At 71.3% G+C, this 24,914-nt stretch carries 19 protein-coding genes; 11 read left to right on the top strand and 8 right to left on the bottom strand.

What is annotated here, in order from left to right; all coding sequences use genetic code 11:
* Positions 1-16: 16 nt before the first annotated feature.
* The gene (locus tag U9J41_RS02190) at positions 17-2,422 is read right to left on the bottom strand and encodes a diguanylate cyclase domain-containing protein (protein ID WP_322399946.1); all 2,406 of its coding nucleotides are present in this window, start codon (positions 2,420-2,422) and stop codon (positions 17-19) included.
* A 159-nt stretch (positions 2,423-2,581) separates the two neighbouring features.
* On the opposite strand from U9J41_RS02190, the gene U9J41_RS02185 reads away from it, so the two are divergent.
* Genes U9J41_RS02185 through U9J41_RS02175 form a run of 3 tightly spaced genes read left to right on the top strand, consistent with a single transcriptional unit; the run spans position 2,582 to position 6,826 of the window.
* Positions 2,582-3,061 carry a (2Fe-2S)-binding protein gene (locus tag U9J41_RS02185; RefSeq protein ID WP_322399945.1) on the top strand — a complete coding sequence of 160 codons (480 nt, stop codon included), beginning with the start codon at positions 2,582-2,584 and terminating at the stop codon, positions 3,059-3,061.
* Positions 3,058-5,319, top strand: coding sequence for a xanthine dehydrogenase family protein molybdopterin-binding subunit (locus U9J41_RS02180; protein ID WP_322399944.1), 2,262 nt, complete (start codon positions 3,058-3,060; stop codon positions 5,317-5,319). The genes U9J41_RS02185 and U9J41_RS02180 overlap by 4 nt, the downstream gene beginning before the upstream one ends.
* Positions 5,320-5,323: 4 nt before the next feature.
* On the top strand, positions 5,324-6,826 hold the full coding sequence (locus tag U9J41_RS02175) for a tetratricopeptide repeat protein (RefSeq protein WP_322399943.1): 1,503 nt from the start codon (positions 5,324-5,326) through the stop codon (positions 6,824-6,826).
* A 127-nt stretch (positions 6,827-6,953) separates the two neighbouring features.
* On the opposite strand, the gene U9J41_RS02170 is transcribed toward U9J41_RS02175, so the two are convergent.
* Both U9J41_RS02170 and U9J41_RS02165 read right to left on the bottom strand, forming a co-directional pair.
* Positions 6,954-7,559, bottom strand: coding sequence for an isochorismatase family protein (locus U9J41_RS02170; protein WP_322399942.1), 606 nt, complete (start codon positions 7,557-7,559; stop codon positions 6,954-6,956).
* A 53-nt stretch (positions 7,560-7,612) separates the two neighbouring features.
* Positions 7,613-7,972, bottom strand: a complete 360-nt coding sequence (locus U9J41_RS02165) for a hypothetical protein (RefSeq protein WP_322399941.1) — start codon at positions 7,970-7,972, stop codon at positions 7,613-7,615.
* A 291-nt stretch (positions 7,973-8,263) separates the two neighbouring features.
* Between U9J41_RS02165 and U9J41_RS02160 the strand changes: the two genes are divergently transcribed.
* Both U9J41_RS02160 and U9J41_RS02155 read left to right on the top strand, forming a co-directional pair.
* The gene (locus U9J41_RS02160) at positions 8,264-9,370 is read left to right on the top strand and encodes a pyridoxal phosphate-dependent aminotransferase (protein ID WP_322399940.1); all 1,107 of its coding nucleotides are present in this window, start codon (positions 8,264-8,266) and stop codon (positions 9,368-9,370) included.
* A gap of 5 nt (positions 9,371-9,375) precedes the next feature.
* Positions 9,376-11,616 carry a hybrid sensor histidine kinase/response regulator gene (locus U9J41_RS02155; protein ID WP_322399939.1) on the top strand — a complete coding sequence of 747 codons (2,241 nt, stop codon included), beginning with the start codon at positions 9,376-9,378 and terminating at the stop codon, positions 11,614-11,616.
* Between the two features lie 89 nt (positions 11,617-11,705).
* Here U9J41_RS02155 and U9J41_RS02150 read toward each other — a convergent pair whose 3' ends face one another.
* Entirely contained in the window at positions 11,706-12,185 is a 480-nt protein-coding gene (locus U9J41_RS02150) for a DUF3016 domain-containing protein (RefSeq protein WP_322399938.1), read from the bottom strand.
* Between the two features lie 108 nt (positions 12,186-12,293).
* On the opposite strand from U9J41_RS02150, the gene U9J41_RS02145 reads away from it, so the two are divergent.
* On the top strand, positions 12,294-13,934 hold the full coding sequence (locus U9J41_RS02145; protein ID WP_322399937.1) for a Na+/H+ antiporter: 1,641 nt from the start codon (positions 12,294-12,296) through the stop codon (positions 13,932-13,934).
* Positions 13,935-14,125: 191 nt separating this feature from the next.
* The gene (locus U9J41_RS02140; protein WP_322399936.1) at positions 14,126-16,282 is read left to right on the top strand and encodes a PEP-CTERM sorting domain-containing protein; all 2,157 of its coding nucleotides are present in this window, start codon (positions 14,126-14,128) and stop codon (positions 16,280-16,282) included.
* Positions 16,283-16,286: 4 nt separating this feature from the next.
* Here U9J41_RS02140 and U9J41_RS02135 read toward each other — a convergent pair whose 3' ends face one another.
* Complete coding sequence (locus U9J41_RS02135) at positions 16,287-16,601, bottom strand: hypothetical protein (RefSeq protein ID WP_322399935.1); 315 nt, start codon at positions 16,599-16,601, stop codon at positions 16,287-16,289.
* 103 nt (positions 16,602-16,704) lie between these two features.
* Here U9J41_RS02135 and U9J41_RS02130 point away from each other — a divergent pair, with 103 nt between their 5' ends.
* On the top strand, positions 16,705-17,832 hold the full coding sequence (locus tag U9J41_RS02130) for a DNA topoisomerase IB (protein ID WP_322399934.1): 1,128 nt from the start codon (positions 16,705-16,707) through the stop codon (positions 17,830-17,832).
* Here U9J41_RS02130 and U9J41_RS02125 read toward each other — a convergent pair whose 3' ends face one another.
* Both U9J41_RS02125 and U9J41_RS02120 read right to left on the bottom strand, forming a co-directional pair.
* Positions 17,833-18,726 carry a pyridoxamine 5'-phosphate oxidase family protein gene (locus U9J41_RS02125; protein ID WP_322399933.1) on the bottom strand — a complete coding sequence of 298 codons (894 nt, stop codon included), beginning with the start codon at positions 18,724-18,726 and terminating at the stop codon, positions 17,833-17,835.
* Between the two features lie 7 nt (positions 18,727-18,733).
* The gene (locus U9J41_RS02120; RefSeq protein WP_322399932.1) at positions 18,734-19,339 is read right to left on the bottom strand and encodes a glutathione S-transferase family protein; all 606 of its coding nucleotides are present in this window, start codon (positions 19,337-19,339) and stop codon (positions 18,734-18,736) included.
* Positions 19,340-19,441: 102 nt separating this feature from the next.
* Between U9J41_RS02120 and U9J41_RS02115 the strand changes: the two genes are divergently transcribed.
* The gene (locus U9J41_RS02115; RefSeq protein WP_322399931.1) at positions 19,442-20,335 is read left to right on the top strand and encodes a LysR family transcriptional regulator; all 894 of its coding nucleotides are present in this window, start codon (positions 19,442-19,444) and stop codon (positions 20,333-20,335) included.
* 73 nt (positions 20,336-20,408) lie between these two features.
* A complete protein-coding gene (locus U9J41_RS02110) occupies positions 20,409-21,107 on the top strand; it encodes an aspartate/glutamate racemase family protein (protein WP_322399930.1) in 699 nt (232 codons plus the stop codon).
* 14 nt (positions 21,108-21,121) lie between these two features.
* Here the strand turns inward: U9J41_RS02110 and U9J41_RS02105 are convergent, their stop codons facing one another.
* Positions 21,122-22,510 (bottom strand): FAD-binding oxidoreductase, encoded by a 1,389-nt coding sequence (locus U9J41_RS02105; RefSeq protein WP_322400138.1) that lies wholly within the window; start codon positions 22,508-22,510, stop codon positions 21,122-21,124.
* Positions 22,511-22,669: 159 nt separating this feature from the next.
* Here U9J41_RS02105 and U9J41_RS02100 point away from each other — a divergent pair, with 159 nt between their 5' ends.
* On the top strand, positions 22,670-24,907 hold the full coding sequence (locus U9J41_RS02100) for an ATP-binding protein (RefSeq protein WP_322399929.1): 2,238 nt from the start codon (positions 22,670-22,672) through the stop codon (positions 24,905-24,907).
* The last annotated feature ends 7 nt before the right edge of the window (positions 24,908-24,914 follow it).

Below are 24,914 nucleotides of genomic sequence, written 5' to 3'. Positions count from 1 at the left end.
GCTGCAGCCCTGGGCCTCAGCGCATGCGCGCGTCGGCCTGCGGTGCGGCGGCGGGCGCGGCCGCGACCGGCACATCGCCCGCCGCCCGCACGACCCAGCGGTCCCGTCCGCCGTGCTTGGCCGCATACAGCGCGCCGTCCGCCCAGCCCAGCACCTGGTCCTGCGTGGGCAGCGGGCCGTCCGCGCCGCGCACGAGCGCGATCCCCACGCTGGCCGTCACGGCCAGCTCGCCCGCCCCCGTCGCGAAGGGCCGGCGGATGGTGTCCACGATCTTGGCGCCGATCCGTTCGGCTTCTTCGGGGCCCTTGACGTCTTCCAGCAGCACGACGAATTCGTCGCCGGCCAGCCGGGCCGGCGTGTCGGTCACGCGCACGCAGGCGGCCAGGCGCTGGGCGAACTCCTTCAGCACCTCGTCGCCGATGCCATGGCCCCAGGTGTCGTTGATGGCCTTGAAATGGTCGATGTCCATATAGGCCACGCCCAGCACCTGGCGCTGGCGGCGCACGCGCTCCAGGGCCAGGCCCAGCAGCTCGCCGAACAGGCGGCGGTTGGCGATGCCCGTCAGGCTGTCGAAGCGGGCCATCTGCACGAGCCGGCTTTCCGCCTCCTTCACGCGGGTCATGTCGTGCGCCAGCGCATACACGCCCGCGACGGCGACCGCCACCCGGCCCTGCGCCTGCACGTCCGGGACGAACGTCCACTCGAGGATGCGGTGCCGGCCCTGCGCCTGCAACGGCATCTCGAACGTGGCCCCGACGCCTTCGAACGCCTGTTTCAGGCGCGGACGCGCCGCGTCATAGGCCGGCTTGCCGAGGACCTCGGCCAGGTGCATGCCGGGCAGGCGGACCGGTTCCAGTCCCAGCCAGGCGTCGAACGTCGCGTTGCCGAAGCCCATGCGGTGGTTGCGGTCGATGTAGCAGATCAGCACGGGCAGGTTGTCGGCGATCAGGCGCAGGCGCTGCTCGCTCGCGGCCTGGGCCAGCTCCGCTTCCTTGCGCTCGCTGATGTCCATCGCCATGACGGTGAAGCCGACGACGCGCCCCTCCTGGTCGACGTCCGGGATCGTGTCGATCATCTGGTGGCGCGTGGCGTCGTCGCTGCGCACGTCCTCGACGTGGCCGTGCTCGCCGCGCAGGGCCGCGCGGATCAGCGGCTCCAGACGGGTGTAGCCGGCCTCGCCCAGCGCCTCGCGCACCGTGCGCCCGAGCGCCCAGTCCGGCGGCGTGCCGATCATGCGGTCGAAGCCGGCGTTCGTGAATTCGAAGCGCTCGTCGCGGTCGACGTAGGCGATCACGGCCGGGACATTGTCGGCGATCGCGCGCATGCGGGCGCTGGCGCGCTCGCGCGCGTGCACGAGGTCGTGGAAGGCGCGGCCCAGTTCGCCGACCTCGTCGTGCCGGGCGAGCGCCAGCACGTCGATGTCGACGCCCTCGTGGCGGACGGCGGCGACGTTGCGCTGCAGCGCGTCCAGCGGCCGCAGGCCCCAGCGCACGAGCCACCACGCCAAAATCCCCGCCACCAGCGCGAGCACCGCCGCGACGACGAGCACCGTGCGCCGCACGCGCGCCAGCGGCGCGAGCGCCGCCGCTTCCGGGTTGCGCGCGCCGAGGATCCAGCCCGTCGTGGCCAGGCGCCGGTAGGTGACGATGGCGGGGCCTTCGCGGTCGTCGCCGTACAACCAGCCCTCGAACCCGTGCAGCGCGCGCGCCAGGCCGGGCTGGGTGCCGGGCGTCTCCTCCAGGCGCGCCAGGGCGTGCGCCTTCGGGGGCGAGTCGATCAGCACGCCGTCGGCCGACATCAGGAACAGATAACCGCCGCCCGGCCGCAAGGCGTCGACCTGGCGCAGGAAGCGCGCATGCTGCAGGTCGATGCGGCCGGCCAGCACATACAGGATCTCGCCGTGGTCGTCGAACACGGGGGCCGTCACCACCACCACCTTCGCGCCCGACAGCCGGCTCTGGAACGGATCGGAGACGATGCCGCGCCCGCGCAGCAGGGTTTCCTCGAAATAGGGGCGGCCGGCGGCCGTCAGCGGCTGGGAGCTCGGCATGGTCGCGCCCGACGCGACCAGTTCGCCGTTGCGCGCGAAGGCGGCGATGTTGACGAAGTCCTCGCTGGCGTCGGCCGTGCGCTCGGCCAGCCAGGCCTGCAGGCGACGCGGATCATGGCGGGCGTCCACCGGCAGCGCCGCGGCCAGCGCGGCCATCTGGCGCAGGCGCGCTTCCAGCTGGTCGTCGAGGAAGGCGGCGGCGCCGGACAGCAGCGCATACTGCTGCCCGCCCAGGACCGCGCGCAGGTCGTGTTCGGCCACGTCCACCGCCAGCGGGCCGGCCAGCAGCGTGGCGCCCAGCACCAGCACGCCGACGGCGCCGGCCAGGCGGCTGCGCAGGGTGGTCGGGAAAGAGATCGGTCGTCGCATCATGGGTCAGTGCACCGCTACGCATCGGGCCGTACCAGTATGTCATACCGCTTGAATTTCTACTAATACGAAGCAAAACATCAATTCCCTTGCTCTGGACCGGGCGGTTTGGTTTAGCATTGCACTTTAGGCCCGGCAACTTGATAACGATCCCACGAGGACATGACTAAATACACACTGCACGTCAACGGCAAGGCCCAGGCCGTCGACGTCGAAGCGGATACCCCGCTGCTGTGGGCGCTGCGCGATACCCTCGGTCTCGTCGGCACGAAATACGGCTGCGGCATCGGCGCCTGTGGGGCCTGCACCGTGCACGTGGACGGCCAGCCGGCGCGCGCCTGCCAGTTGCCGGTGAGCAGCCTCGGCAAGCGCCGCATCACCACCATCGAGGGCCTGGACGCGCGCGCCATGCATCCGCTGCAGCAGGCCTGGACCGAACTCGACGTGCCGCAGTGCGGCTATTGCCAGGCCGGCCAGATCATGACCGCGTGCGCCCTGCTGAAGCAGCATCCCCGTCCGACCGACGCCCAGATCGACGACGCGATGGCGGGCAATCTGTGCCGCTGCGCGACCTATGTGCGCATCCGCGCCGGCATCCACCGCGCGGCGGACATCGCCGGCGCCGGCAAGGGCAAGGCATGAGCCGCCCCGCCTCCCCCGCACGGCGCCGCTTCCTCGGCCGCTCGGCCGGCGCCGGCGTGGCCCTGCTGCTCGGCGTGCAGGCCGACGGCGCCATCGCCGCGCTCTCCGACAACGGCCAGGCCGGCGCCGCCCCCGGCGACTTCATGCCGAACGCCTTCATCCGCATCGGCACGGACGGCCGCGTCACGCTCGTCTCCAAGCAGCCGGAAATCGGCCAGGGCATCAAGACCTCGCTGCCGATGGTGCTGGCCGAGGAACTCGAGGTCGACTGGAAATCGGTCCGCGTCGTGCAGGGCGACCTGAACCCGATCTACGGTTCGCAGGGCGCCGGCGGCTCGACGTCGACGCCGGCCAACTACGACAACTTCCACCGCCTGGGCGCCACCGCGCGCACGATGCTGGTGCGCGCGGCCGCGCAGGCGTGGAACGTGGCGGCGGCCGAGTGCCGCGCGGAGAACGGGGCCGTCGTGCACGGCGCCAGCGGCCGCACGCTGGGCTACGGCGCGCTCGTGCGCACGGCGTCCACGCTGCCCGTGCCGCTCGCGGCCAGCGTCGTGCTGAAGGATCCGGCCACGTACCGCCTGCTCGGCACGCGCGTGGGCGGCGTCGACAACGCGCTCGTCGTCAGCGGCCGGCCGCTGTTCGGCATCGATACGCGCCTGCCCGGTATGCTGTACGCGACGTACGTGAAATGCCCCGTGCCCGGCGGCCGCCCGGTCGAGGCGAACCTCGCCGCCATCAAGGCCATGCCCGGCGTGAAGGCGGCGTTCATCGTCGAGGGCACGGAAAACCTGAACGGGCTGCGGCCCGGCGTCGCCATCGTCGCCGACTCGACGTGGAACGCCTTCCGCGCCCGCAAGACACTGCGGGTGACGTGGGACGAAGGCGAAGGCGCGCGCCACAGCTGGCCGGGCTTCGTCGCCCAGGCGCAGGCCGCCAGCGGCCAGCCCGGCGCCGCCGTGATGCGCAAGGACGGCGACGTCGACGCCGCCCTCGCCGGCGCCGCGCGCACCGTCGAGGCGAACTACGTCTATCCGTTCATCTCGCACGCGAGCATGGAACCGCAGAACTGCACGGCGTGGTTCAAGCCGGCCGACGGCACGCTCGAGCTGTGGGCGCCGACGCAGAACCCGGGCGCCGGCCAGGCCCTCGTGGCCGCCACCTTCAACATCCCGAAGGACAAGATCACGCTCCACATCACGCGCAGCGGCGGCGGATTCGGGCGCCGGCTGTCGTCCGACTTCATCGTCGAGGCGGCGGCGATCGCGCAACGGGTCAAGGCGCCCGTCAAGCTGACGTGGATGCGCGAGGACGACCTGCAGCACGACCACTTCCGCGCCGGCGGCTTCCACTTCCTGCGCGGCGGCGTCGATGCGGAAGGCAAGGTCGTCGCCTGGCACGACCATTTCGTCACGTTCGCCAACCGCGTCGACAGGAAGGAAAGCGACGGCGGCACGGCCAGCGTGCTGCTTGCGGGCAGCGGCGCCAACCTGTCCGGCGACGAGTTCCCCGGCCGCTGGCTCGCCAACTGCCTGATCGAACAGACGCCGCTCGAATGCCGCATCCCGATGGGACCGTGGCGCGCGCCGGGCAGCAATGTGTTCGCGTGGGTGTTCCACAGCTTCATCGACGAGCTGGCGCATGCGGCCGGACGCGACCCGGTCGCGTTCCGCCTCGACCTGCTGGGCGATAAAGACCTCGTGGCCGGCACCGGCGAACGCGGCGTGCCGTACAACGTGGGGCGCATGCGCGCCGTGCTGAACGCCGTTGCGGAGAAATCCGGCTGGGGCCGGCGCACGTTCGCGCGCGGGCAAGGCGCCGGCGTCGCGTTCCACTTCAGCCACCGCGGCTACGTGGCGGAAGTGGCCGAGGTGACGGTGTCGAAGGAAGGCCGGCTGCGCGTGGACCGCGTCGTCGTGGTCGCCGACGTCGGCGCGCAGGTCGTCAACCTGTCCGGCGCCGAGAACCAGGTGCAGGGGGCCGTGATCGACGGCCTGTCGACCCTGATGTATCCGGCGCTCGACATCGACAAGGGCCGCATCGTGCAGAGCAACTTCCACGACTATCCACTGCTGCGCATGCCCGACACGCCGCCGCGGGTCGAAGCCCACTTCCTCAAGACGGCCTATCCCGTCACCGGACTGGGCGAACCCGCGCTCCCGCCGCTCGCGCCGGCCGTCTGCAACGCGATCTTCGCCGCCACCGGCAAACGCGTGCGCGAACTGCCGCTCGCGAAGGCGGACCTGTCCTGGAGCTGACAGCGTGACGACGGGCGACGTGTCCGACCTGCTGGGCCAGGCCGTCCGGCTGCACCAGCAGGGCCGGCTCGAGGACGCGCAGGCCTTGTACCGGCGCGTGCTGGCCGCGGCCCCGCGCCAGTTCGATGCGCTGCACCTGCTGGGCGTGATCGAGCGCCAGCGCGGCCAGCCGGCGCGCGCGGTCGAATTCATCGAGGAAGCGCTGCGCGCCGATCCGCACCAGGCGCGCGCCCATTGCAACCTGGGGGCCGCGCTGCAGGACCTCGGCCGCGTCGACGCGGCGCTGGCCAGCTACGAGGCCGCGCTGCGCATCGATCCGGGTTATGCGCTCGCGTGGGACAACCGCGGCAACACGCTGCGCCGGCTCGGCCGCCTGCCGGAAGCGCTGGACAGTTACGAGCGCGCCCTCGGCATCAGCCCGGCGATGGCCGATGCGTGGTGCCACCGGGCCATCGTGCTGCACGACCTGGGCCGCCACGCCGACGCGGCGGCGAGCGCCGAACAGGCGCTGGCCGCGCGGCCCGCGCATGTGGAGGCGCTCGTCGCGCTGGGCCATGCGCTGCAGGCGCTGGACCACCACGCGGCCAGCGTCGACGCCTACGACCGCGCGCTCGCGCTGGCCCCGCAGGCGGCGGACACCTGGTGCGCGCGCGGCGCGGCGCTGAAGAAGTCGGGCGACCTCGCCGCCGCGCTGCACAGCTACGAACGGGCGCTGGCCGCGCGTCCCGACTATGCGCTGGCCGAGCACTACCGCGCCAACACGCTGCGTGCGCTGGGCCAGCGCGACGCGGCCGTCGCCGCGTACCGCCGCGCCCTCGCGCTGGGTGCGGACGCGCACGAGATCCGTTTCGCGCTGGCCGCGCTGGGCGAGGCCGACCAGCCGGACGCCGCGCCCGCCGATTACGTGAAAAGCCTGTTCGACCAGTATGCCGGACGGTTCGACCGCCACCTCGTCGACGTCCTCGGCTACCGCACGCCGGCGCTGCTGGATGCGCTGCTGCGTCCGCGCCTGGCGGCCCTGCCGCTGGCATCCGTGCTGGACCTCGGGTGCGGCACGGGCCTGTGCGCGCCGTTCCTGCGGCCGCTGGCGCGGCATCTCGCCGGGATCGACCTGTCGCAGCGCATGCTGGACAAGGCGGCGGACCTGGGCCTGTACGATGAACTGGCGTGCGCCGACATCGTCGACTGGCTCGCGGAGCGGCCCGGGTCGTGCGACCTCGCCGTCGCGGCCGACGTCCTGGTGTACCTGGGAGACCTGGCGCCGCTGTTCGCGCGCGTGCGCCGCGTGCTGCGCGCGGGCGGGCTGTTCGCCTTTTCCTGCGAGGCGCTGGAGGACCGCGGCGAGCGGGGTTATGCGATCCAGCCGTCGAACCGGTTCGCGCATGCGCCGGATTACGTGCGGCGCACCGCGCGGGCGGCCGGTTTCACCGTCGTGGACACCGAGCGCGCGGTGCTGCGCCGCGACCACGGCCGCGACGTTCCCGGCTACCTGATCGTGCTGTCGTAGGGTGGGCACGCCGTGCCCACGCGTTCAGCGTGCGCCGGCACGGACACGACGTATCTTTACCCTCCGGCCGGCGCGGACACGATATATCGCGCCTCGCTTATCGCCGCGTGGGCACAGGGTCCCCACCCTACGCGACCGACAGCGCCACCATGCCGAACTCGCCGAGCCGCACCGGCACCGCGCCGCGCGCGACCATGCGGTCGAGCGCGCGGCGGCCGTCGCCCGGCTGCACGTCCACGGCGCGCATGGCTTCCGGCACGACCAGCGTCGTGAAATCCTCTTCGAGCGCATCGGTGACGGTGTTCAGCACGCAGTAGTCGGTGGCCAGGCCCACCACCGTGACGCGCTCCACGCCGCGCTCGCGCAGTTGCGCGGCCAGGTCGGTGCCGCCGAACGCGGAATAGGCGTCGACGGCCGCCGAGGCGGCCTTAGAAATGACGAGGGCGTCGTCCGGCAGCGCGAGTTCGGCCGCGAATTCCGCCCCCGGCGTGCCGGCCACGCAGTGCGGCGGCCACGGCCCGCCCTGGGCCTGGAACGAGCAGTGGTCGCGGGGGTGCCAGTCGCGCGACGCGAAGATGGGCAGCGCCTGCGCCCGATACAGCTCGATCAGGTGGTTGATGGGCGCGACGACCTCATGGCCGCCCGCCACCCCGAGCGCGCCGCCGGGCAGGAAATCGGCCTGCATGTCGATCACGAGCAAGGCGTCACGCTGGTCGAGGTGGATCGCACTCATGCTGTTCTCCAGATAAGGCGGGCAAGCCGCGATGCCCTATTGTCGCGCAAACTTCAGTGCCGCGTCCCCCGCGCGGCGATGGCGGCGGCGGCGGCCGGGTCGGGATCGTGCCCGCCGAGACGGTCGAGGATGGCCGCGGCCCGTTCGGCCAGCGCGGCGTCGGCCGCGTTCACCGTGACCTGGCAGTCGCGCACGTCCTCCTGCGCGACGGGCGCATAGGTGTGCGAATAAGCGGTCTTGCCCGTCACCGAGGGCGCGTCGCCGACCGTGAAATTGCCTTGCACGGGTCCGCTTTCGTCGACGCGGACGTCGATCGCGACGTCGTCCGCCGCGATGCCGGCGGCCAGCAGCGCCATGCGCGCCTCCTCGGCGGCGGTGACGTGCTTGAACGTGCGAATGATGGCTTGCTGCATGGTGTCCTCCTGCATGATATGCGCTTGCAATCACCGTACCAGAATCCCGTACCGCACGGCGCCCGCCGCGACTGTCCCGGATGTCGTACCCTGTCCGGATGGCAGGTTCTCCTGCGCTATTTTCGACACGTGCGGCATGATTTCGTCTTTTTAGTACAATCTGGCAACACCCCAGCCGTTGCACCGTGCTTCACGACTTTTCAATAACATCACTCCCAAGAGAATAAAATGAAAATTTCAGCCCGGATCGCTTCATCCCGTCCCCTCGCCACCACCGCCATGCATGGGCGCGTGGAAACGCTGCGCAGCGAGGGCCAGTCCGTGATCGATTTTTCGATTGCGATCTCGCACTTTCCGGCGCCCCGGCCGGTGCTGGATGCGGTGGCCGCGGCGATCGAGCGCCGCCGCATCATGCCGTACACGAGCGTGGTCGGCGCCCTCGACGTGCGCGCACGCCTGGCGGACAAGCTGCGCAAGGAAAACGGCATCGAGGCGCACCCGGGCGAGATCATCGTCACCAACGGCGCCAAGCAGGGGTTGTACGAAGCGCTGTACACGTTGGGCGACCCCGGCGACACCGTGCTCGTGTTCAAGCCGCACTGGCCGGCCTATGTTGCTACCTCACAACTGCTGGGCCTGCGCCCTATCCTCGTCGACCTGCCCGGGGAAATCACGCCCGCGCTGCTGGACGGGCTGGGCAAACCCGACATCGTCATCATCAATAACCCGCACAATCCCACCGGCAAGGTGTACACTCGCCGGGAACTGGAACACCTTCGTACTTGGGTGGAGCGCATCGGGGCGCAAGTGATCGTGGATGAAAGCTACGAACACCTGATCTTCGACGGCGGACACACCAGCCTGGCGGCATTGTGCGATTGGCGGAAGATCGGCGTGACAACGCTGTTTTCGGCCTCGCAAAGCTATGCCATGATGGGCTGGCGGGTCGGCTTTGCGCTGGCGCCCGCCGAAGTGGTCAACGCGATGCAGACGCTGCAAGGTCCGATCACGGCTGCAGCCCCCCATTTGTCGCAGGTCGCTCTCGAGGTCGCATTCGCGACCGGTGCGCCGCGCGCGATGATGGCGGACTACCGTGAACGGCGCGACCTGGTGGTGCGGCTGTTTGCCGAGGTCCCCTGGATCGTCATGCGCGCGCCGGCCTCCGGTCCGTACCTGTGGGGAGACGTGCGCAGCCTGACGCTGGACACGGTCGGCTTTGCCGAGGCGCTGCTGGAGGAACAGAAGGTGGCCGTCATGCCGGGCGAAGCGCTGGGCGTGCCGGGCTACATCCGGCTCGGCTATATTTCGGACGACGTGGCGACCTTGCGCGAAGGCATCCGCAGGATAATTGAATTTGGTGATGCGTTTGCTGCCCACAAGGTGGCAGATAGAAGATAGATAAGATGACATCTGGCTTGAGCCGCTTCCGGCTGAACAGCCTGCGCAGCCGGCTCATGTTGCTGGTCGCGCTGGCGATCACGCCGCTGGCGGTGATGACGATCCTGTCCGGGATCCGCGAACGTGAACATGCCATCAAGGCGTCGGAAGAAAACCTGCGTCGGCTGACGGGCATGGCGGCCGCCAACGAAGCCCAGTCGATCGAAGGCGCGCGCCAGATCCTCGTCGACCTGGCCAGCGTCCCCGACCTGATGGGCGACACCGCCAAGTGCACGTCGCTGCTGTCCGACGTCCTCGACCGTAACGAGGGCTTCGTCAACTTCGGCCTCATCCAGCTGAACGGCGACGTCACCTGCAGCGCCGTGCCGCTGCTGCATCCCGTCAACCTGGGCGACCGCAGCCACTTCCGCCGCGCGATCTCGGAACGCCGCTTCATCGCCGGCGACTACGTGTTCGGCCGCGTCATCAAGAAGCACACGATCAACCTGACCTACCCCGTCATCGACCGCAGCGGCAAGGTGCTGGCCGTCGTGTTCGCGGCGATGGACCTCGAAGGCCTCGACACCTTCATCAACGACATCAACCTGCCGCCCGGCTCCGTGCTGGCGACGGCGGACGCGCGCGGCACCATCATCTCGCGCCGCCCCGATCCCGAACGTTTCTTCGGCACCAAGCTGTCGCCCGCCACGATGGACGCGCTGAACACGGCCGGCCAGCGCGCCGTGACGATCCGCGGCGACGACGGCGTCGAGCGCCTGCACACCTTCGCCCGCGTGGGCGCGCCCGCGCTGACCGAGTACACGGTCACGATCGGCATCCCCACCGAGACGATCCTGTCGGCCGCGCGCCATGACCAGATCATGTCCCTGCTCGGCCTCGCGGCGACCACGCTGCTCGCCCTGCTGGCCGCGTGGCTCGTCGGCGACGTCCTGATCGTCCAGCGCGTGCGCAAGCTGATGGGCACAGCCGAGCGCATCGCCGCCGGCGACCTGGAAGCCCGCTCCGGCATCGCCTACGGCCACGAGGAGATCGGCAACCTGGCCCAGGCGCTGGACCGCATGGCCGCCGCGCTGCAAAAGAAAGAGACGGCCCGTTCGCTGGCCGAGCGCGAACTGCGCGCCGCCGACCAGCGCAAGGACGAATTCCTCGCCATGCTCGCGCACGAGCTCCGGAACCCGCTGGCGCCGATCAGCACCGGCGCCCACCTGCTCAAGCTTCTGCACTCCGATAACGCCCAGATCACCCAGACCTGCTCCATCATCGTGCGCCAGGTCGACCATATGACGAGCCTCGTCGACGACCTGCTGGACGTGTCGCGGGTCACGCGCGGCCTCGTCTCGCTGTCGACCCAGGTGCTGGACTTCAAGCGCGTCGTCGACGACGCGGCCGAGCAGATCCGCCCGCTGATCGCGGCGCGGCGCCACCGCGTCGTGATCGAACTGCCGCCGATGCCGGCCTACGTCAAGGGCGACCACAAACGCCTCGTGCAGGTGTGCGCGAACCTGCTCAACAACGCGACCAAGTACACGCCGGAAGGCGGCACCCTGCAGCTGCGCGTGGACGCCGACGGCAACGACTACGTGCTGACGGTGGCCGACGACGGCATCGGCATGGAGCCGGCCCTCGTCGAGCGCGTTTTCGACCTGTTCACCCAGGCCGAGCGCACGCCGGACCGTTCGCAGGGCGGCCTCGGTCTCGGCCTGGCCCTCGTGAAAAGCCTCGTCGAGCTGCATGGCGGCGAAGTGCGGGCGTACAGTCCCGGCCTGGGCAAGGGGTCGACGTTCACCGTGCGCCTGCCGCGCTACTCGCAGGACGTCGTGCTGGCGCCGGCGCCCATCGTCGGCGGACCGCACGGCGACGGCGCCGTACCGCTGCGCATCCTGCTCGTGGACGACAACGTGGACGCGGTGCACACGCTGCAGCTGTTCCTGCGTTCCGGCGGCCACCGCGTGGAAGTCGCGTATTCCGCCACGGACGCGCTGGAACTGGCGAAGTCGTTCGTGCCGGAAGTCTGCCTGCTCGACATCGGCCTGCCCGACTTCGACGGCAACGAACTGGCACGCCGCCTGCGCCTGCTGCCGCAGGCGGCCGGCGCCACCCTGATCGCGATGACCGGCTACGGCCGCCAGCAGGACCGCGACGCGTCGATGGCGGCCGGCTTCGACCACTACCTCGTCAAGCCGGTGAACACGACGCAGCTTGCGGACATCCTCGCCGCCGCCGCGGAGGCGAACATCCGGCGCTAGTTGCGCGCCATGCCGGCGTCACGGCGGGCACGTAAATCGCGTCGGGTGGGCGGCCCCCCGCCCGCCGGCTGCGTGAATCACGCCGCACGTCACCGCCGCGGCGCCCCGAACGTCTTCTTCCACCATTCGTCGATCATCTGCATCTCGTACGGCCAGCGCTCGCTGCGGGGATAGGTGTTGATGTGGTCCGCGTACCCCTTGTCGCTGAGCTGCGCATCGCCGCTCGCGACGACCTTGCCGCCCTCGCTGAGCGTGTAGCGCAGATGCATGGCCGGCCAGTCGGCGCCGCCGTGCATGATGCGGAGCTCGTCGCTGCCCAGGCCATTCGGCTGCTCGCGGCCGGCCAGGTCGATGTCGAGCACGTCGATGGCGAGGTCCCGCCCCGGCGGCAGCGCCGCCCCCAGCGTCTCGAAATGCTTCTTGAAATCGTCGAGCGCCTGCGTGCGCTGCCACGGCGCGCGCGGCAGGTCGGTGAAGCGCTCCGGCTGGACGTAGCGGACGGTGACGGCGGCCGATGCGGCGCCGGCGGCGAGGCTCATGCCCAGCAATGCAACGATGCGGATCTTCATGGTCGTTCTCCGATCGGGTGACGCCGCCAGTATACGCCGGTTCGCCTGCCTGCCGTGCCGCGCTCATCCGCCCCATCCCTTATCATCGGCCGTGACCGAGGAGATGATATGGAGACCGTCGAAGTCGTCCTGGCGATGCTCGTCGCCGTGATCGCCAGCGGCTACGTGGCGCGCGTGCTGCCCGTGGCCCTGCCGCTGCCGCTGATCCAGATCGTGCTGGGCGCCGTGATCTCGGGCGTCTTCGGCCACGGCGTCGCGCTCGACCCGGACATCTTCTTCCTCCTGTTCCTGCCCCCGCTGCTGTTCGTGGACGGCTGGCGCATCCCCAAGATCGGCCTGTTCCGCGACAGGGCCACGATCCTGGAGCTGGCCCTCGGCCTCGTCCTGTTCACCGTCGTCGGCGCCGGCTATCTGCTGCACTGGATGATCCCCGCGATGCCGCTCGCGGTGGCCTTCGCGCTGGCCGCGATCGTGGCGCCGACCGACCCCGTGGCCGTCTCGTCGATCACGGCGCGCGTGCCGATGCCGCCGCGCCTGCAGCACATCATCGAGGGCGAGAGCCTGCTCAACGATGCGAGTGGCCTCGTCTGCTTCCGCTTCGCCGTCGCCGCCGCCGTGACGGGGCACTTCTCGCCGGCGCGGGCGGGCCTGTCGTTCCTGTGGATCGCGCTGGCCGGCATCGCCGCCGGCGTGGCGATCACGTTCGCCATCACGCGCGCGCACGGCATCCTGCAGCGCCGCTTCGGCGAGGAAGACGGCGTGCCGGTGCTGATCAACCTCCTGACGCCGTTCGGCGCCTATCTCGTGGCCGAGCGCCTGAACGCGTCCGGCATCCTGGCGGCCGTCGCGGCCGGGGTCACGATGAGCTACCTGGAACTGTCCGGCGGCGCGACGCCCGGCACGCGCATCCGCCGCAACGTCGTCTGGGACGCCCTCCAATTCACCCTGAACGGCACCATGTTCGTGCTGCTGGGCGAACAACTGCCGGACATCGCGCGCGGCGCGCTCCACCCGGACGGCGGCCAGCCGTTCGACCCGTGGTGGCTCGCTGGCCGCGCCCTCGCGTTCAGCCTCGGCCTCGTGCTGCTGCGCTTCGTGTGGGTGTGGATCTCGCTGCAGCTGACGCTCCTGAACCGGCGCCGGCTCGGCCGCCAGGCATTTGCGCCGAAGCTGCGCGTGATGCTGGCCACGTCCGTGTCCGGCGTGCGCGGCGCGTTGACGATGGCCGGCGTGATGACCTTGCCGCTCGCCCTGCCGGACGGCGCCCCGTTCCCCGCGCGCCAACTGGCGATCTTCCTCGCCGCCAGTGTGATCGTCGTCTCGCTGCTGCTCGCCGGCGCCGCCCTGCCCGCCCTGCTGCGCGGCCTCAGGATGCCGGACGAACCGGACGCGAACTGCGGCGAGGACGGCGCCCGCCACGCGGCCACGCTGGCCGCCATCGCCGCGCTCGAACAGGCGCGCAAGGCCCCCGGCCGAATCGACGGGGATCCCGATCCCGCCCTGCGCGACCAGGCCCTCGGCCACGTGCTGCGGCTGTACCGGCACCGGCTGGACGCGACCGACGTCGCGGGCGGCAACGGCGACGCCCAGGCCCAGCAGCGCACGGAACGCGCCTACCGGCTGCTCGCGCTGAACGCCGAGCGCGACACCGTGCTGCGGCTCGCGCGCCGCATGGACATCTCGGACGAGACGGCGCGCAAGCTGCTGCGCCAGATCGACCTGCTGGAAGCGCGCTACCAGCAGGATTGAGCGGCCCCGGGCCCGTGCCGACCCGGCCCGCATGGCGCACTGTCGGCTGTCTTTACAGCGCGCGATCCCGGCATTTGTAAGACGCTGATTACATTCAGTTATCCAACATGGTGTGAATCTTGCTCAACAATTAATCGCAGGACCGTACCAAGTCTTTGATTTCGCTCATACCAATAAATAGGGAGATCACTATGTTTGGGAAACTCAGTCTCAGCGTCAGATGGCTGGGCGCGCTCGTCGTGCTCTTGTTCTCACAGTGGGCCGCCGCCGGCCCCATCGCAATCGGTTATATGTCGTTCGACGTCACGTCGGGCACCACGGCCCAGTTCGACATCGCCAACCTCACCGGTCCCAACGCACTCGCGCCGGACTTCCCGGTCGCCACGCCACTCACGTTCAGCGCACTGAACCTGCTCGTCACCTTCTCGGACGGCACCAACCATACGTTCGGGCTGTCCGACTTCACGCTCAGCGTGGACGGCATGTCGCTCGACGGTCCGACGGTCGCGATCGGCGGCACGACGCTGCCCGTGGCGGCGACGCTGTCGGGCCTTGTCGGTCCCACCTCGATCGATCCCGGAACCGGCACCATGATGGACATCGACGCCGCCTTCAGTCCCGTGATGTTTGGCGATATCCACGGTCCGGCGCTGGACGACGGCGCGCTCGGCGTCATCTACGTCCACGAACCGGGCACCGTGACCGTGCCGGAACCGTCGTCGGCCTGGCTCATCGTGATCGGCGCCGCCGCGTTCGGCCTGCGCCGGCGCGCCCGCTCGGCCGCCCTGGTCGCCCTGCTCGCCGGCGCGGGCACCGCGTCCGCCTCGATTCCCGTCAAGCTCGCGGCCGCGTCGATTCCCAGCAGCGGCGTCGTCGGCGTGTCGTTCGTGAAGGTCACGGCGATGGGCCTGCCCGCCGTGGCGCCCGCCAGCGTGATGATGACGATCGCCCCCACCTGCGCCGTCGGCGGCCCGGTCGCGGGCCAGGTGGTCACGCCGGCGTCGTCCATCATTCCCGTGATCGGCAGCACGTCCCAGGTCCGCTTCCAGATCCCGGCCGCGCTGAGCCAGGGCACGTACTATGTCTCGCTGTCCGGCGGCAGCGGCGCGGGGGCGTTCGCCAGCACCAACTGCTCCGTGCTGAACGTGACGACGTCGAACACGACGCTCAACTCGTGCCTGCCGACCAGCTCACTGGCCGTCGCGCTCGGCCCGACGGTCACCGCCTACGTGCCGAACGGCTGGTGGGGCGGCGGCGCGACCGGCATCCAGGTCGTACCGATCGAAGGGGCCGGCGCACCCGCGTCGATTCCCACGGCCGCTATCGTGAATTCCTGCTCGTCCAATCCGAGCACGGGCCAGGCCGTGTGCACCGCCAACACGAACGACGTGTACCTGATCAACGGCCACACGCTGACCAATACCCTGCTCAGCAGCGCCACCGGCAACGCATTCTTCTCCGGCGGCGGCTGCCGCAATTGCGGCGTGGCCGTGAACGGCCTGACGAACACCGCCTACATCACGGTGGGCCTGTCCGACAGCGCGTCCGGTTCCGGCATCCAGGCGCTGAACCTGGCCACCAATGCGTTCGGCGCGCCGCTGCGCCTGCGCCACATCGTCTCCGAAAACATCTCGGTCGACGCCGGCCGCAACCTGCTGCTGACCCCGGGCGAGGACAACAGCTATGGCCTCGTGCGGCTCTCCAGCGTGGGCGACCTGCTGACGGAATTCGAGAACAGCACGATCGGCGGCGGCGGCGAATATGACTCGAGCGCATCCGACTGCACGACCGGCATCGCGCTCGCGTCGAACGAGTTCACGTCGAACGTGTCGATGGCCGACCTGAACCAGGCCAGCTTCATACCCGGTTCCGGCAGCGGGATCGGCAGCTGGACGTCGCCGCACAACGTCGTGACGCTCGACGGCTCCTTCGCGGCCGGCATCTCCGGCATCTCGGTGGCGCCGGGCGGCCAGCACATGGGGATCCTGACGGGCGAATTCGGCGGCCAGAGCTTCGCCGTGTTCCAGCTGCCGGCCACGCCGGCGACCGGCGGCACGGTCCCGGCGCTGGTCGACTACGCGGTCGTCAACAACCTGCCGAACACGCCGGACGGCGCGTCCTTCACGGCCGGTTTCGATCCGCACACCATCACGGCCTACACGAGCCCCAACGACGGCCGCGCCTACGGCGTGATCGCCGACTGGGCCATCGGCACGCCGAGCTGGCTCGCCGTCATCGACCTCAAGAAGATCCAGGGCGCGCCCCGCATTGCGGGCACGCACACGGTCGATACATCGGTGTACGACGTCCTTGCCAGCGGCGCGGTCCGCTACGTCGCCGTGCACTGACGGCTCAACGGGCAGCCTGGTCCCCCAGGCTGCTGCGCAGCCAGTCGCGCCCGCGCGCATCGAGCGCCTTGTCGATGACGTGGGCCGGCAGGCTGTACACCGTGGCCCACGTCGCGCGCCCGTCCGCGGCGTTCGACGGGAAACTCGTCGTCTCGATGGGCCAGTGATATTTACGCTTGAGGGCGCGGACGATGGCCGCCAGGGTCACGCGGCCGCGCAACGGTTCGGCGCCCGCCTGGTCGGCATTCGACAGCAGGACGGCGAGCACGATGCCGCGCGCGGTGCGCGGGCCGGGGAAGATGGGTGATTTGCCGGGCATGGCGCCATTGTAACGGGCGCGGCCAACGTTAGTTCCCGAACGGTGCGCGCCGGGCGCCGGCGTAGACTGGCGCCAGCCCACCCTTGCGACCGACGAGCACCCGATGAAGAGCGAAGACCCCGCGCCGGCGAGTCCGGTGCCGAACACCGACCCGCCCGCCGCCGCGAAGGCCGCGGGCCTGCGCTACGTCCACGACGACCGCCCCGGCATCCGCCGCGTCGCCAGCGCCGACGAGGTCCGCTACCTCGACGCCAGTGGCGCGCCCGTCGACGACGACGCCACGCTCAGGCGCATCAAGTCGCTCGCGATTCCGCCGGCGTGGACGGACGTCTGGATCTGCCCCCAGGCCAACGGCCACCTGCAGGCGACCGGCCGCGACGCGCGCGGGCGCAAGCAATACCGCTACCACCCCAAGTGGCGCGAAGTGCGCGACGAGGTGAAGTACGAACGCATGATCAACTTCGGCAAGGCGCTGCCCAGGATCCGCAAGGAAGTCGACCGCGCCCTCGCCCTCCCCGGCCTGCCGCGCGACAAAGTCCTGGCGACGATCGTCTACCTGCTGGAAGCGACGATGATGCGCATCGGGAACGACGAATACGCCCGCGAGAACAAGTCGTACGGCCTGACGACGCTGCGCAACCGCCACGTCAAGATCGACGGCAGCGACGTCGAGTTCCGCTTCCGGGGCAAGAGCGGCGTGTACCACGACGTCAAGGTACACGACCGGCGCCTGGCGCGCATCATCCAGCGCACGCGCGACCTGCCCGGCCAGGACCTGTTCCAGTACCTCGACGAGGCCGGCGAACGGCACACGGTCGGGTCGAGCGACGTCAACGACTACCTGCGCACGATCACCGGCGAGGACTACACGGCGAAGGATTTCCGCACGTGGTCCGGCACGGTGCTGGCGGCGATGGCGCTGCAGGAATTCGAAGCCGTCGATTCCGACGCCCAGGCGAAGAAGAACATCGTGCGCGCCATCGAGTCGGTGGCGCAGCGGCTCGGCAATACGCCGTCCGTCTGCCGCAAGTGCTACGTGCACCCGGCCGTGCTGGACGCCTACCTCGACGGCACGATGCTGGAAGGCCTGCGTGCCCGCGCCGAGGAAAGCCTCGTCGAGGACCTGCGCGAGCTCGAACCCGAGGAAGCGGCCGTGCTCGCGATGCTGGAACGGCGCCTCGCGCAGGAGACGGCGCACGCCGACCTGGCCGTCAAGCGGCGCGCCGCCTGACTACGCGTCCCGCTCCGCCAGTCCGAACGCGCCGGGACGCAGCCAGCCGCGCACGATCCGGAAGCGCCACATGCGCTCCACCGGCGGCACGCGGTCCGGGTCCGCGGCCGTCCAGTCGATGTCCACGACGCCCTGCAACTGCAGCACGTCCCCCGTCGCCGCGTCGGCCAGCACGATGGCCGCGCGCGGCTCCGCGACGAAGTTGCCCAGCGTGTTGAAGTAGCGATTGCCTGCGTAGTCCGGCACGCACAGGACGTCCCCCTCCAGCCGCGCGAAGCCGGCCGGGCCGCCTCGGTGCGAGATGTCCAGGCCGGCCGCGGCGTCGGGCGCGTCCGCGCCGCTCGCGCTGGCCACGAACAGCGTCGTCGCCGCGTCCAGCAGCGCGCGCGCCCGCGCCGGCAGGTCGGCGCCGAACGTCGTCACTGGCCCCGGCGTGCGCACCACCGGCGCCAGGGAGCGCACGTGGATGTAGCGCGGACAGTTGCCGAACGATTGCGCGACGTCGACGCCGAACCCGGCATCGCCCACTTGCGCGAGCACGCCGTTCAGGCGGTTGCGCCGGCGCGTGCCGAGGTCGATGCCGAGCATGCCCACCGCCGCACCGTCGATGAGGCGCGCGCGCACCGGATCGTCGCCGGGCGGCAGCGCGGCGACGTCCAACCGCGCCGGATCGGGCGAGCTGGCGAAGCCGGGCGGGCCCTGCACGAGGGTCGCCAGCGGCCAGCCGTCGGCATCCGCGACGGCCACGCAGACGAACGGCAGCAGCGGAAAGAACGTGCGGTGCTGGTCCGGCATGCGGTTGCGGATCGGCGCGTTGAACGGCTCGATGCCAGCCAGTTCCTGCGCCCGCAGCTCGCCCGCGTGGAACGGCATGGGAATGCGGTCTCCGTCCATGGTCGCCTCACTCGGCGGGCATCGCGACGAAGCCGGGCAGCGCCTGCACGCGGGCGATCCAGGCCCGCACGCGCGGATACGGATCGAGCGCGATGCCGCCCTCCGGCGCGTGGGCGACGTAGCTGTAGCAGGCGATGTCGGCGATGGTGGGCGTGGCCGCCGCCAGCCAGTCGCGCGCGGCCAGCTCGCCTTCCATCAGGCCCAGCACCCGCGCGGCCAGCGCCTGCGCCAGCGCCGGCGGCACGCCCGTGTCGTAGAACCGCGCCGAGACGCGCGCGGCGGCCGGCCCGAACATGATCTCGCCCGCCGCCTGCGACAGCCAGCGCTGCACGCGCGCCGCGCCGACCGGATCTTCCGGCAGCCAGGCCGTCCCCGCCGCATGGCGCTTCGCGAGGTAGACGAGGATCGCATTGCTGTCGGCCAGCACGACGTCGCCGTCCTGCAGCACGGGAATCTGGCCCAGCGGATTGAGCGCCAGGAACGCCGGCGCGCGGCGCACGTCGGCCGGGCTGTCGGCGAATTCGTACGGCAGGTCGAGCAGGTGCAGGAACAGCATCACGCGGTGCGTGTGGCCGGACAGGCGGGTGCCGTGGAGGATGCGGGTCTGGGGCATGGTCGTCTCGCAGTGGGTGGGAATGCAAGCATCGTAATGCGATTCCATTCACGCCGGAATCCGGCATAATGGCAATTCAGCATTTCAGTTTCCGAAATAATCATGGACCGACTCGACGAGCTGCACGTGTTCCTCGCCATCCTCGACGCCGGCAGCATGGCCGCCGCCGCGCGCAAGCTGGGGCGCTCGCCGGCCGCCGTCACGCGCATCCTCGCGCTGCTCGAGACCCGCGCCGGCGCGCGTCTGTTCGAGCGCAGCACGCGCCGCCTGACCCCGACCGAAGCGGGGCTGCGGCTGGCGGAACAGGCGTGCCGCCTGCTGGCCGACTACGACGCCGCGCTGCAGCCGCCGGGCGCCGGGGCCCCGCGCGGCCTGCTGCGGCTGACGGCGCCGACCGTGTTCGGCCGCCGCCACGTGGCGCCCGTCGTCACGCGCTTTCTCGCGCGCCACCCGGACATCCAGGTCGACCTGGCGCTGTCCGACCGCAACGTCGACCTGATCGAGGAAGGCATCGACGCCGGCGTGCGCATCGGCGCGCTGTCCAACATGAGCCTCGTCGCGCGCCGGCTGGGCGAGGTGCGCCAGGTGACGGTCGCGAGCCCCGCCTATCTCGACCGGCGCGGCACGCCGCACGCGCCCGCCGACCTCGCGGGGCATGAGCTGATCATGTCGACGTCGGTGCGCAGCGTGGCCGAGTGGCGCTTCCGCGCGGGCGGCCGCGAGCACGTCGTGCGCTACGGTCCGCGCCTGCGCATGAACGACGTCGAGGCCGTGCTGGCGGCCGCGCGCGACGGCTTCGGCATCGCCCGCGCGATGTCGTACCAGGTCGAGCCGGACCTGCGGGCCGGCCTGCTGCGGCGCCTGCTCGCGGACTACGAACCGGAACCGGCGCCCGTGCACCTCGTGCTGCCGAGCAGCCGCCACATGGCGCCGCGGCTGCGCGCGTTCGTCGATTTCGCGGTGGCGGAATTCGCGGCGCTGGCCGTGATCCGCTGACGCCGAACCGCACGGCAGCGCCGTGCGTACGTTCTGGCTATACTGGACGGCTCGACATCGACAGGAGGCGTGCATGACGCAGAAGATCATCGGTATGCTGGGCGGGATGAGCTGGGCCAGTTCGGCCGAATACTATCGCCTCGTCAACGAGGGCGTGCGCGACCGCCTCGGCGGGCTGCATTCGGCGCGCTGCCTCATGTGGTCGTTCGACTTCGACGACATCGCGGTGCTGCAGCGCGCCGACCGCTGGGACGACGCCGCGGCCCTGATGATCGAGGCGGCGCAGCGGCTGGAGCGGGGCGGCGCCGACTTCCTCATCATCTGCACGAACACGATGCACAAGGCCTACCCGCAGCTGCAGGCCGCCGTGGACGTGCCGCTGCTGCACATCGCCGACCCGACGGCCGCGTGCATCAAGGCCGCAGGCTTGAGGCGCGTCGGCCTGCTCGGCACCGCGTTCACGATGGAGCAGGATTTCTACAAGGGTCGGCTGGCGGACGAGCACGGCCTCGACGTGCTCGTGCCCGATGCCGGCGACCGCGCCACGGTCCACCGCATCATCTACGACGAGCTGGTACAGGGTCGCATCGAAGCGGCGTCGCGCGCCGCCTGCCGCGGCGTGATCGAACGGCTCGTCGCCGCCGGCGCCGAGGCGATCATCCTCGGCTGCACCGAACTCGTGCTGCTCGTGACGCCGGAGGACAGTCCCGTGCCGCTGTTCGACACGACGGGCCTGCACGCGGCGGCGGCGGTCGAGCTGGCGCTCGTCTGACGCTCATCTGGCCTTCACCCGACCGGCGCGATGTTGTGGTTGAAGCGGAACAGGTTGTCCGGATCGTAGCGCCGCTTGACCTGCACGAGCCGGTCCCAGTTCGGCCCGTACGCGTCGCGGATGCGCGACGTCTCGTCCTGGGTGAGGAAGTTGACGTAGACGCTGCCGGCCGCATACGGCGCCACGGCCGCGAAGAAGTCGCGCGCCCAGGCCACGCAGCGGGCATCGTCGGCCGCGTCGCTCCAGCGGCCGTGCACGTTCATCGCATACGTCACGTTGCGGTGCGGGTAGGCCGTCGCGTCGGCCGCGGGTTCGTTGGCGCGGCCGCCGATCAGGCCCATGAAGATCTCGCACTGCGGCGTCGGCACGCTGGCGGCGTAGTGCAGCACGACGTCGATCGCGGCGTCGGACAGGGTCGTGAAATTGTGCGACTTCCAGTAATTGCGCGCGCCCGGCGCCAGCAGCGGGTCGAAGATCTTTTGCCACGCCGCGTAAGGCACGGCGCCGACGTGCTCGCCCAGCACGTGCCCGAACGTGCGCACCGGGGCGATCACAGGTGCCGCGTCTTCCGGCGCGCGCGGCGAGAACACGGCCAGCGCGACGATGTCCTGGCCGTGCACGGGCGGCGGCAGGAACGGCAGCGGCGGCGCCTGGCGCAGCACCGCCCAGATCGACACGTCGGCCGGCAACGCGTCGACGTAATCGCGGTACCGGCGCAGCACGTCGCGACCCTGCGACGCCGGGAACACGACCAGCCCGGCCGTCACCTGCGGCCCGACGGCGTGCAGCGCGAACTCGAAGCGCGTGACGACGCCGAAGTTGCCGCCGCCGCCGCGGATCGCCCAGAACAGGTCCGGTTCCTGGCGCGGCCCGATGTGGCGGCGGCGCGCCTCGGCCGTGACGATTTCCGCGCCGACGAGGCTGTCCACCGTCAGCCCCAGCATGCGCGACAGCCAGCCGAAGCCGCCGCCCAGCGTGAGGCCGGCCGCGCCCGTCGTCGAATTGATGCCGAGGGGGACGGCCAGTCCGCACGCCTGCGTCTCGTGGTCGACGTCGGCCAGCAGCGCGCCGCCGTCGACGCAGGCGAGGCGCGCGTCCGGATCGACGTGCACGCCGCGCATGCCGGAAAGGTCGATCACCAGGCCGTCGTCGCAGACGGCGTTGCCGGCGATATTGTGGCCGCCGCCGCGCACGGCCAGCGGCAGGCCGTGGTCGCGCGCGAACGCGACGGCCGTGCACACGTCGGCCGTGCCGGCGCAGCGCACGACCAGCGCCGGACGGCGATCGATCATCGCGTTCCAGATCCGGCGCGCGGCGTCGTAGTCCGGGTCGCCCGGCCGCAGCACCGGTCCCCGCAGGGCGGCCGCGAGGCCGTCCAGCACTTCAGGTTTCAACTGCATCATCGCGGCCTCCGCCCGGCGCGCCCGGCGGATGGCGGCCGCCATCCCGCCCGCGCCATCCTTGCAGCATAGGCCGCGGCGCGGGATGTGCAAGCGACGGCGGCCGTCCGGACGGGCGCCACCGCACGTATAATGGACCACTTTGTATTGACGGATTTCCCCATGCGCGCTCACCACGGGCCCACGCTGTCGCTGCGCTACCTGCTGATCCTGCTGACCGCGATCGGCCTGCTGCCGCTGGCCGCGCTCGGCGCCTGGAGCGTGCACCTGGCCACGGAATACCACCAGAGCGAACAGGAACGCGCGCTGCTGGACCTGGCGCGGGCGCTGTCGAGCGCCGTCGACGCGGAACTGGACGGCACCGTCGCCACGCTCGCCAGCATGGCGCGCACCCCGGCGCTCGACGCCGGCGACGTGCGCGCGTTCTACTCCATCGCGCGCGACCAGGCCCTGGCGCAGCAGGAATGGCTGGGCGTGATCCTGGCCGACGGCACCGGCCGCATGCTGTTCCGCACGACGGCGCCGTTCGACGCGCCGGCGCAACCCATCGCCGATCCCTTCAGCCTGCACCTGGCGCTCGCGCTGCGCCGTCCCGTGATCGGGCACGTCGCGCGCGGCAGGGGCGGCCGTCCCGCCGTGCCCGTGCGCTATCCGGTGAGCGACGCGGCCGGCCATCCCTACGTGCTGACGGCCGTCGTCCGGCCCGACCGCATCATGCGCGTGGTCGAGCGGCAGCGGGTGCCCGACGGCTCGATGATCACGGTGCTGGACAGCGACGGCACGCTCGTCGCCCGCTCGCATGGACAGGAGGACGTCGGCGCGGTGCCGGGTCCGACGCTGGCGCGGCTGACCCGGTTGAACGGACCGGAAGGCGTCGGGCCCACGGTCACCACCGAGGGCGACGGACTGACGACGGCCTATACCCGGCTGTCGCGCTACGGCTGGACGGTGGCCGTCGGCGCGCCGCCCGCCGGCTGGGCCCGCGGTGCCGCGCAGGGATTCATCTGGTACGCGGCCGGCATCGCGCTGTCGCTGGCGCTGAGCATCGGCCTCGCGTCCGTGCTGGCGCGGCGCATCGTGCGCCGCATCGCCGCCCTCGAGGCCGGCGCCGCGGCACTCGGCGCCGGTGCCGACCTCGCCGTGCCCCATTCGCGCATCCGCGAAATCGACGCGATGGGCGCCGCGTTGCGGGCGGCCGGCGCGCACCGCGCCGCGCACGAACAGGAACGCGGCCGCCTGATGGACACGCTGGCCCAGGCCCTCGCCACGCGCGAGGAAGCGCTGGAACAGGCGCGCCGGGCCGGCCGCGCCAAGGATGAATTCCTCGCCGTGCTGGGCCACGAACTGCGCAATCCGCTGGCCCCGATCGCCGGCGCGCTCGACCTGATGGACCTGCGCAACGACGAGGGCAGCCGGCGCGAGCGCGGCATCATGCGGCGCCAGGTCGCGCACCTGAAGCACCTCGTCGACGACCTGCTCGACGTGTCGCGCATCGCGTCCGGCAAGCTGCGCATCGACCTCGGTCCGGTGGACATCGCGGCCATCGCGCGCCACGCCGTCGCCGCCCTGCCCGACCAGCCCATCCGGCTGCAGGCGCCGGACGCGCTGTGGGTCGACGGCGACGAACACCGGCTCGCGCAGGTGCTGGGCAACCTGCTGTCGAACGCGGCCCGCTTCGGCAGCACGGACACGCGCGTCGTGCTCGACGGCGCCGACGGCGCGGCGCGCGTGGTCGTCAACGACAACGGCATCGGCATGCAGGCCGGGCTGGCCGAGCGCATATTCGAACCGTTTTACCAGGCGCCCCAGCCGCTCGGGCACCACAGCGGCCTCGGACTCGGCCTCGCCATCGTGCGGCGCATCGTCGAGCTGCACGGCGGCCGCGCGAGCGCGCACAGCGACGGTCCCGGCATGGGCAGCCGCTTCGAGATCTGCCTGCCGCTGGGCACGCCCGCGGCGGCGCCGCCGCCGCCCGTCGTCCACGCCGACACGCGGCCGCTGCGTGTGCTCGTGGTCGACGACAACGAGGACGCGGCAACGCTCACGGCCGCCGTCCTGCGCCAGCTCGGCCACGACGTCAGGACGGCGCATACGGCGCTGGCCGCGCTCGACGTGCAGGCCGCGTGGCCGCCGGACGCGGCGATCCTGGACATCGGCCTGCCCGACCTGGACGGCTACGCCCTCGCCGCCGCCGTGCGGCGCGCGGCGCGCAGGCCGCTGCGGCTGGCGGCCCTCACCGGCTACGGCCGCCAGGCCGGCGTCGCCGCGCACTCGCCGCATGACGCGGCCGCGTTCGACCTGCACCTGACCAAGCCGGCCAGCGTGGACGACTTGCGGCGGGCGCTGGGGGCCGCGGAAGCGGACGACCCCGCGGGCCGGTCCGGCGCGCCGTCCGCCTGAGCGGCGC

This window comes from Massilia luteola, assembly GCF_034420155.1.
Lineage (GTDB): Bacteria > Pseudomonadota > Gammaproteobacteria > Burkholderiales > Burkholderiaceae_D > Telluria > Telluria luteola.
This window is presented reverse-complemented; position numbering and strand designations above follow the sequence as displayed.

Coding starts and splice junctions, on each gene's coding strand:
- U9J41_RS02140 (WP_322399936.1), top strand. CDS start 14,126: ATGTTTGGGAAACTCAGTCTCAGCGTCAGATGGCTGGGCGCGCTCGTC.
- U9J41_RS02165 (WP_322399941.1), bottom strand. CDS start 7,972: ATGCAGCAAGCCATCATTCGCACGTTCAAGCACGTCACCGCCGCCGAG.
- U9J41_RS02150 (WP_322399938.1), bottom strand. CDS start 12,185: ATGAAGATCCGCATCGTTGCATTGCTGGGCATGAGCCTCGCCGCCGGC.
- U9J41_RS02190 (WP_322399946.1), bottom strand. CDS start 2,422: ATGATGCGACGACCGATCTCTTTCCCGACCACCCTGCGCAGCCGCCTG.
- U9J41_RS02110 (WP_322399930.1), top strand. CDS start 20,409: ATGACGCAGAAGATCATCGGTATGCTGGGCGGGATGAGCTGGGCCAGT.
- U9J41_RS02130 (WP_322399934.1), top strand. CDS start 16,705: ATGAAGAGCGAAGACCCCGCGCCGGCGAGTCCGGTGCCGAACACCGAC.
- U9J41_RS02105 (WP_322400138.1), bottom strand. CDS start 22,510: ATGATGCAGTTGAAACCTGAAGTGCTGGACGGCCTCGCGGCCGCCCTG.
- U9J41_RS02170 (WP_322399942.1), bottom strand. CDS start 7,559: ATGAGTGCGATCCACCTCGACCAGCGTGACGCCTTGCTCGTGATCGAC.
- U9J41_RS02180 (WP_322399944.1), top strand. CDS start 3,058: ATGAGCCGCCCCGCCTCCCCCGCACGGCGCCGCTTCCTCGGCCGCTCG.
- U9J41_RS02185 (WP_322399945.1), top strand. CDS start 2,582: ATGACTAAATACACACTGCACGTCAACGGCAAGGCCCAGGCCGTCGAC.
- U9J41_RS02115 (WP_322399931.1), top strand. CDS start 19,442: ATGGACCGACTCGACGAGCTGCACGTGTTCCTCGCCATCCTCGACGCC.
- U9J41_RS02155 (WP_322399939.1), top strand. CDS start 9,376: ATGACATCTGGCTTGAGCCGCTTCCGGCTGAACAGCCTGCGCAGCCGG.
- U9J41_RS02135 (WP_322399935.1), bottom strand. CDS start 16,601: ATGCCCGGCAAATCACCCATCTTCCCCGGCCCGCGCACCGCGCGCGGC.
- U9J41_RS02145 (WP_322399937.1), top strand. CDS start 12,294: ATGGAGACCGTCGAAGTCGTCCTGGCGATGCTCGTCGCCGTGATCGCC.
- U9J41_RS02120 (WP_322399932.1), bottom strand. CDS start 19,339: ATGCCCCAGACCCGCATCCTCCACGGCACCCGCCTGTCCGGCCACACG.
- U9J41_RS02100 (WP_322399929.1), top strand. CDS start 22,670: ATGCGCGCTCACCACGGGCCCACGCTGTCGCTGCGCTACCTGCTGATC.
- U9J41_RS02125 (WP_322399933.1), bottom strand. CDS start 18,726: ATGGACGGAGACCGCATTCCCATGCCGTTCCACGCGGGCGAGCTGCGG.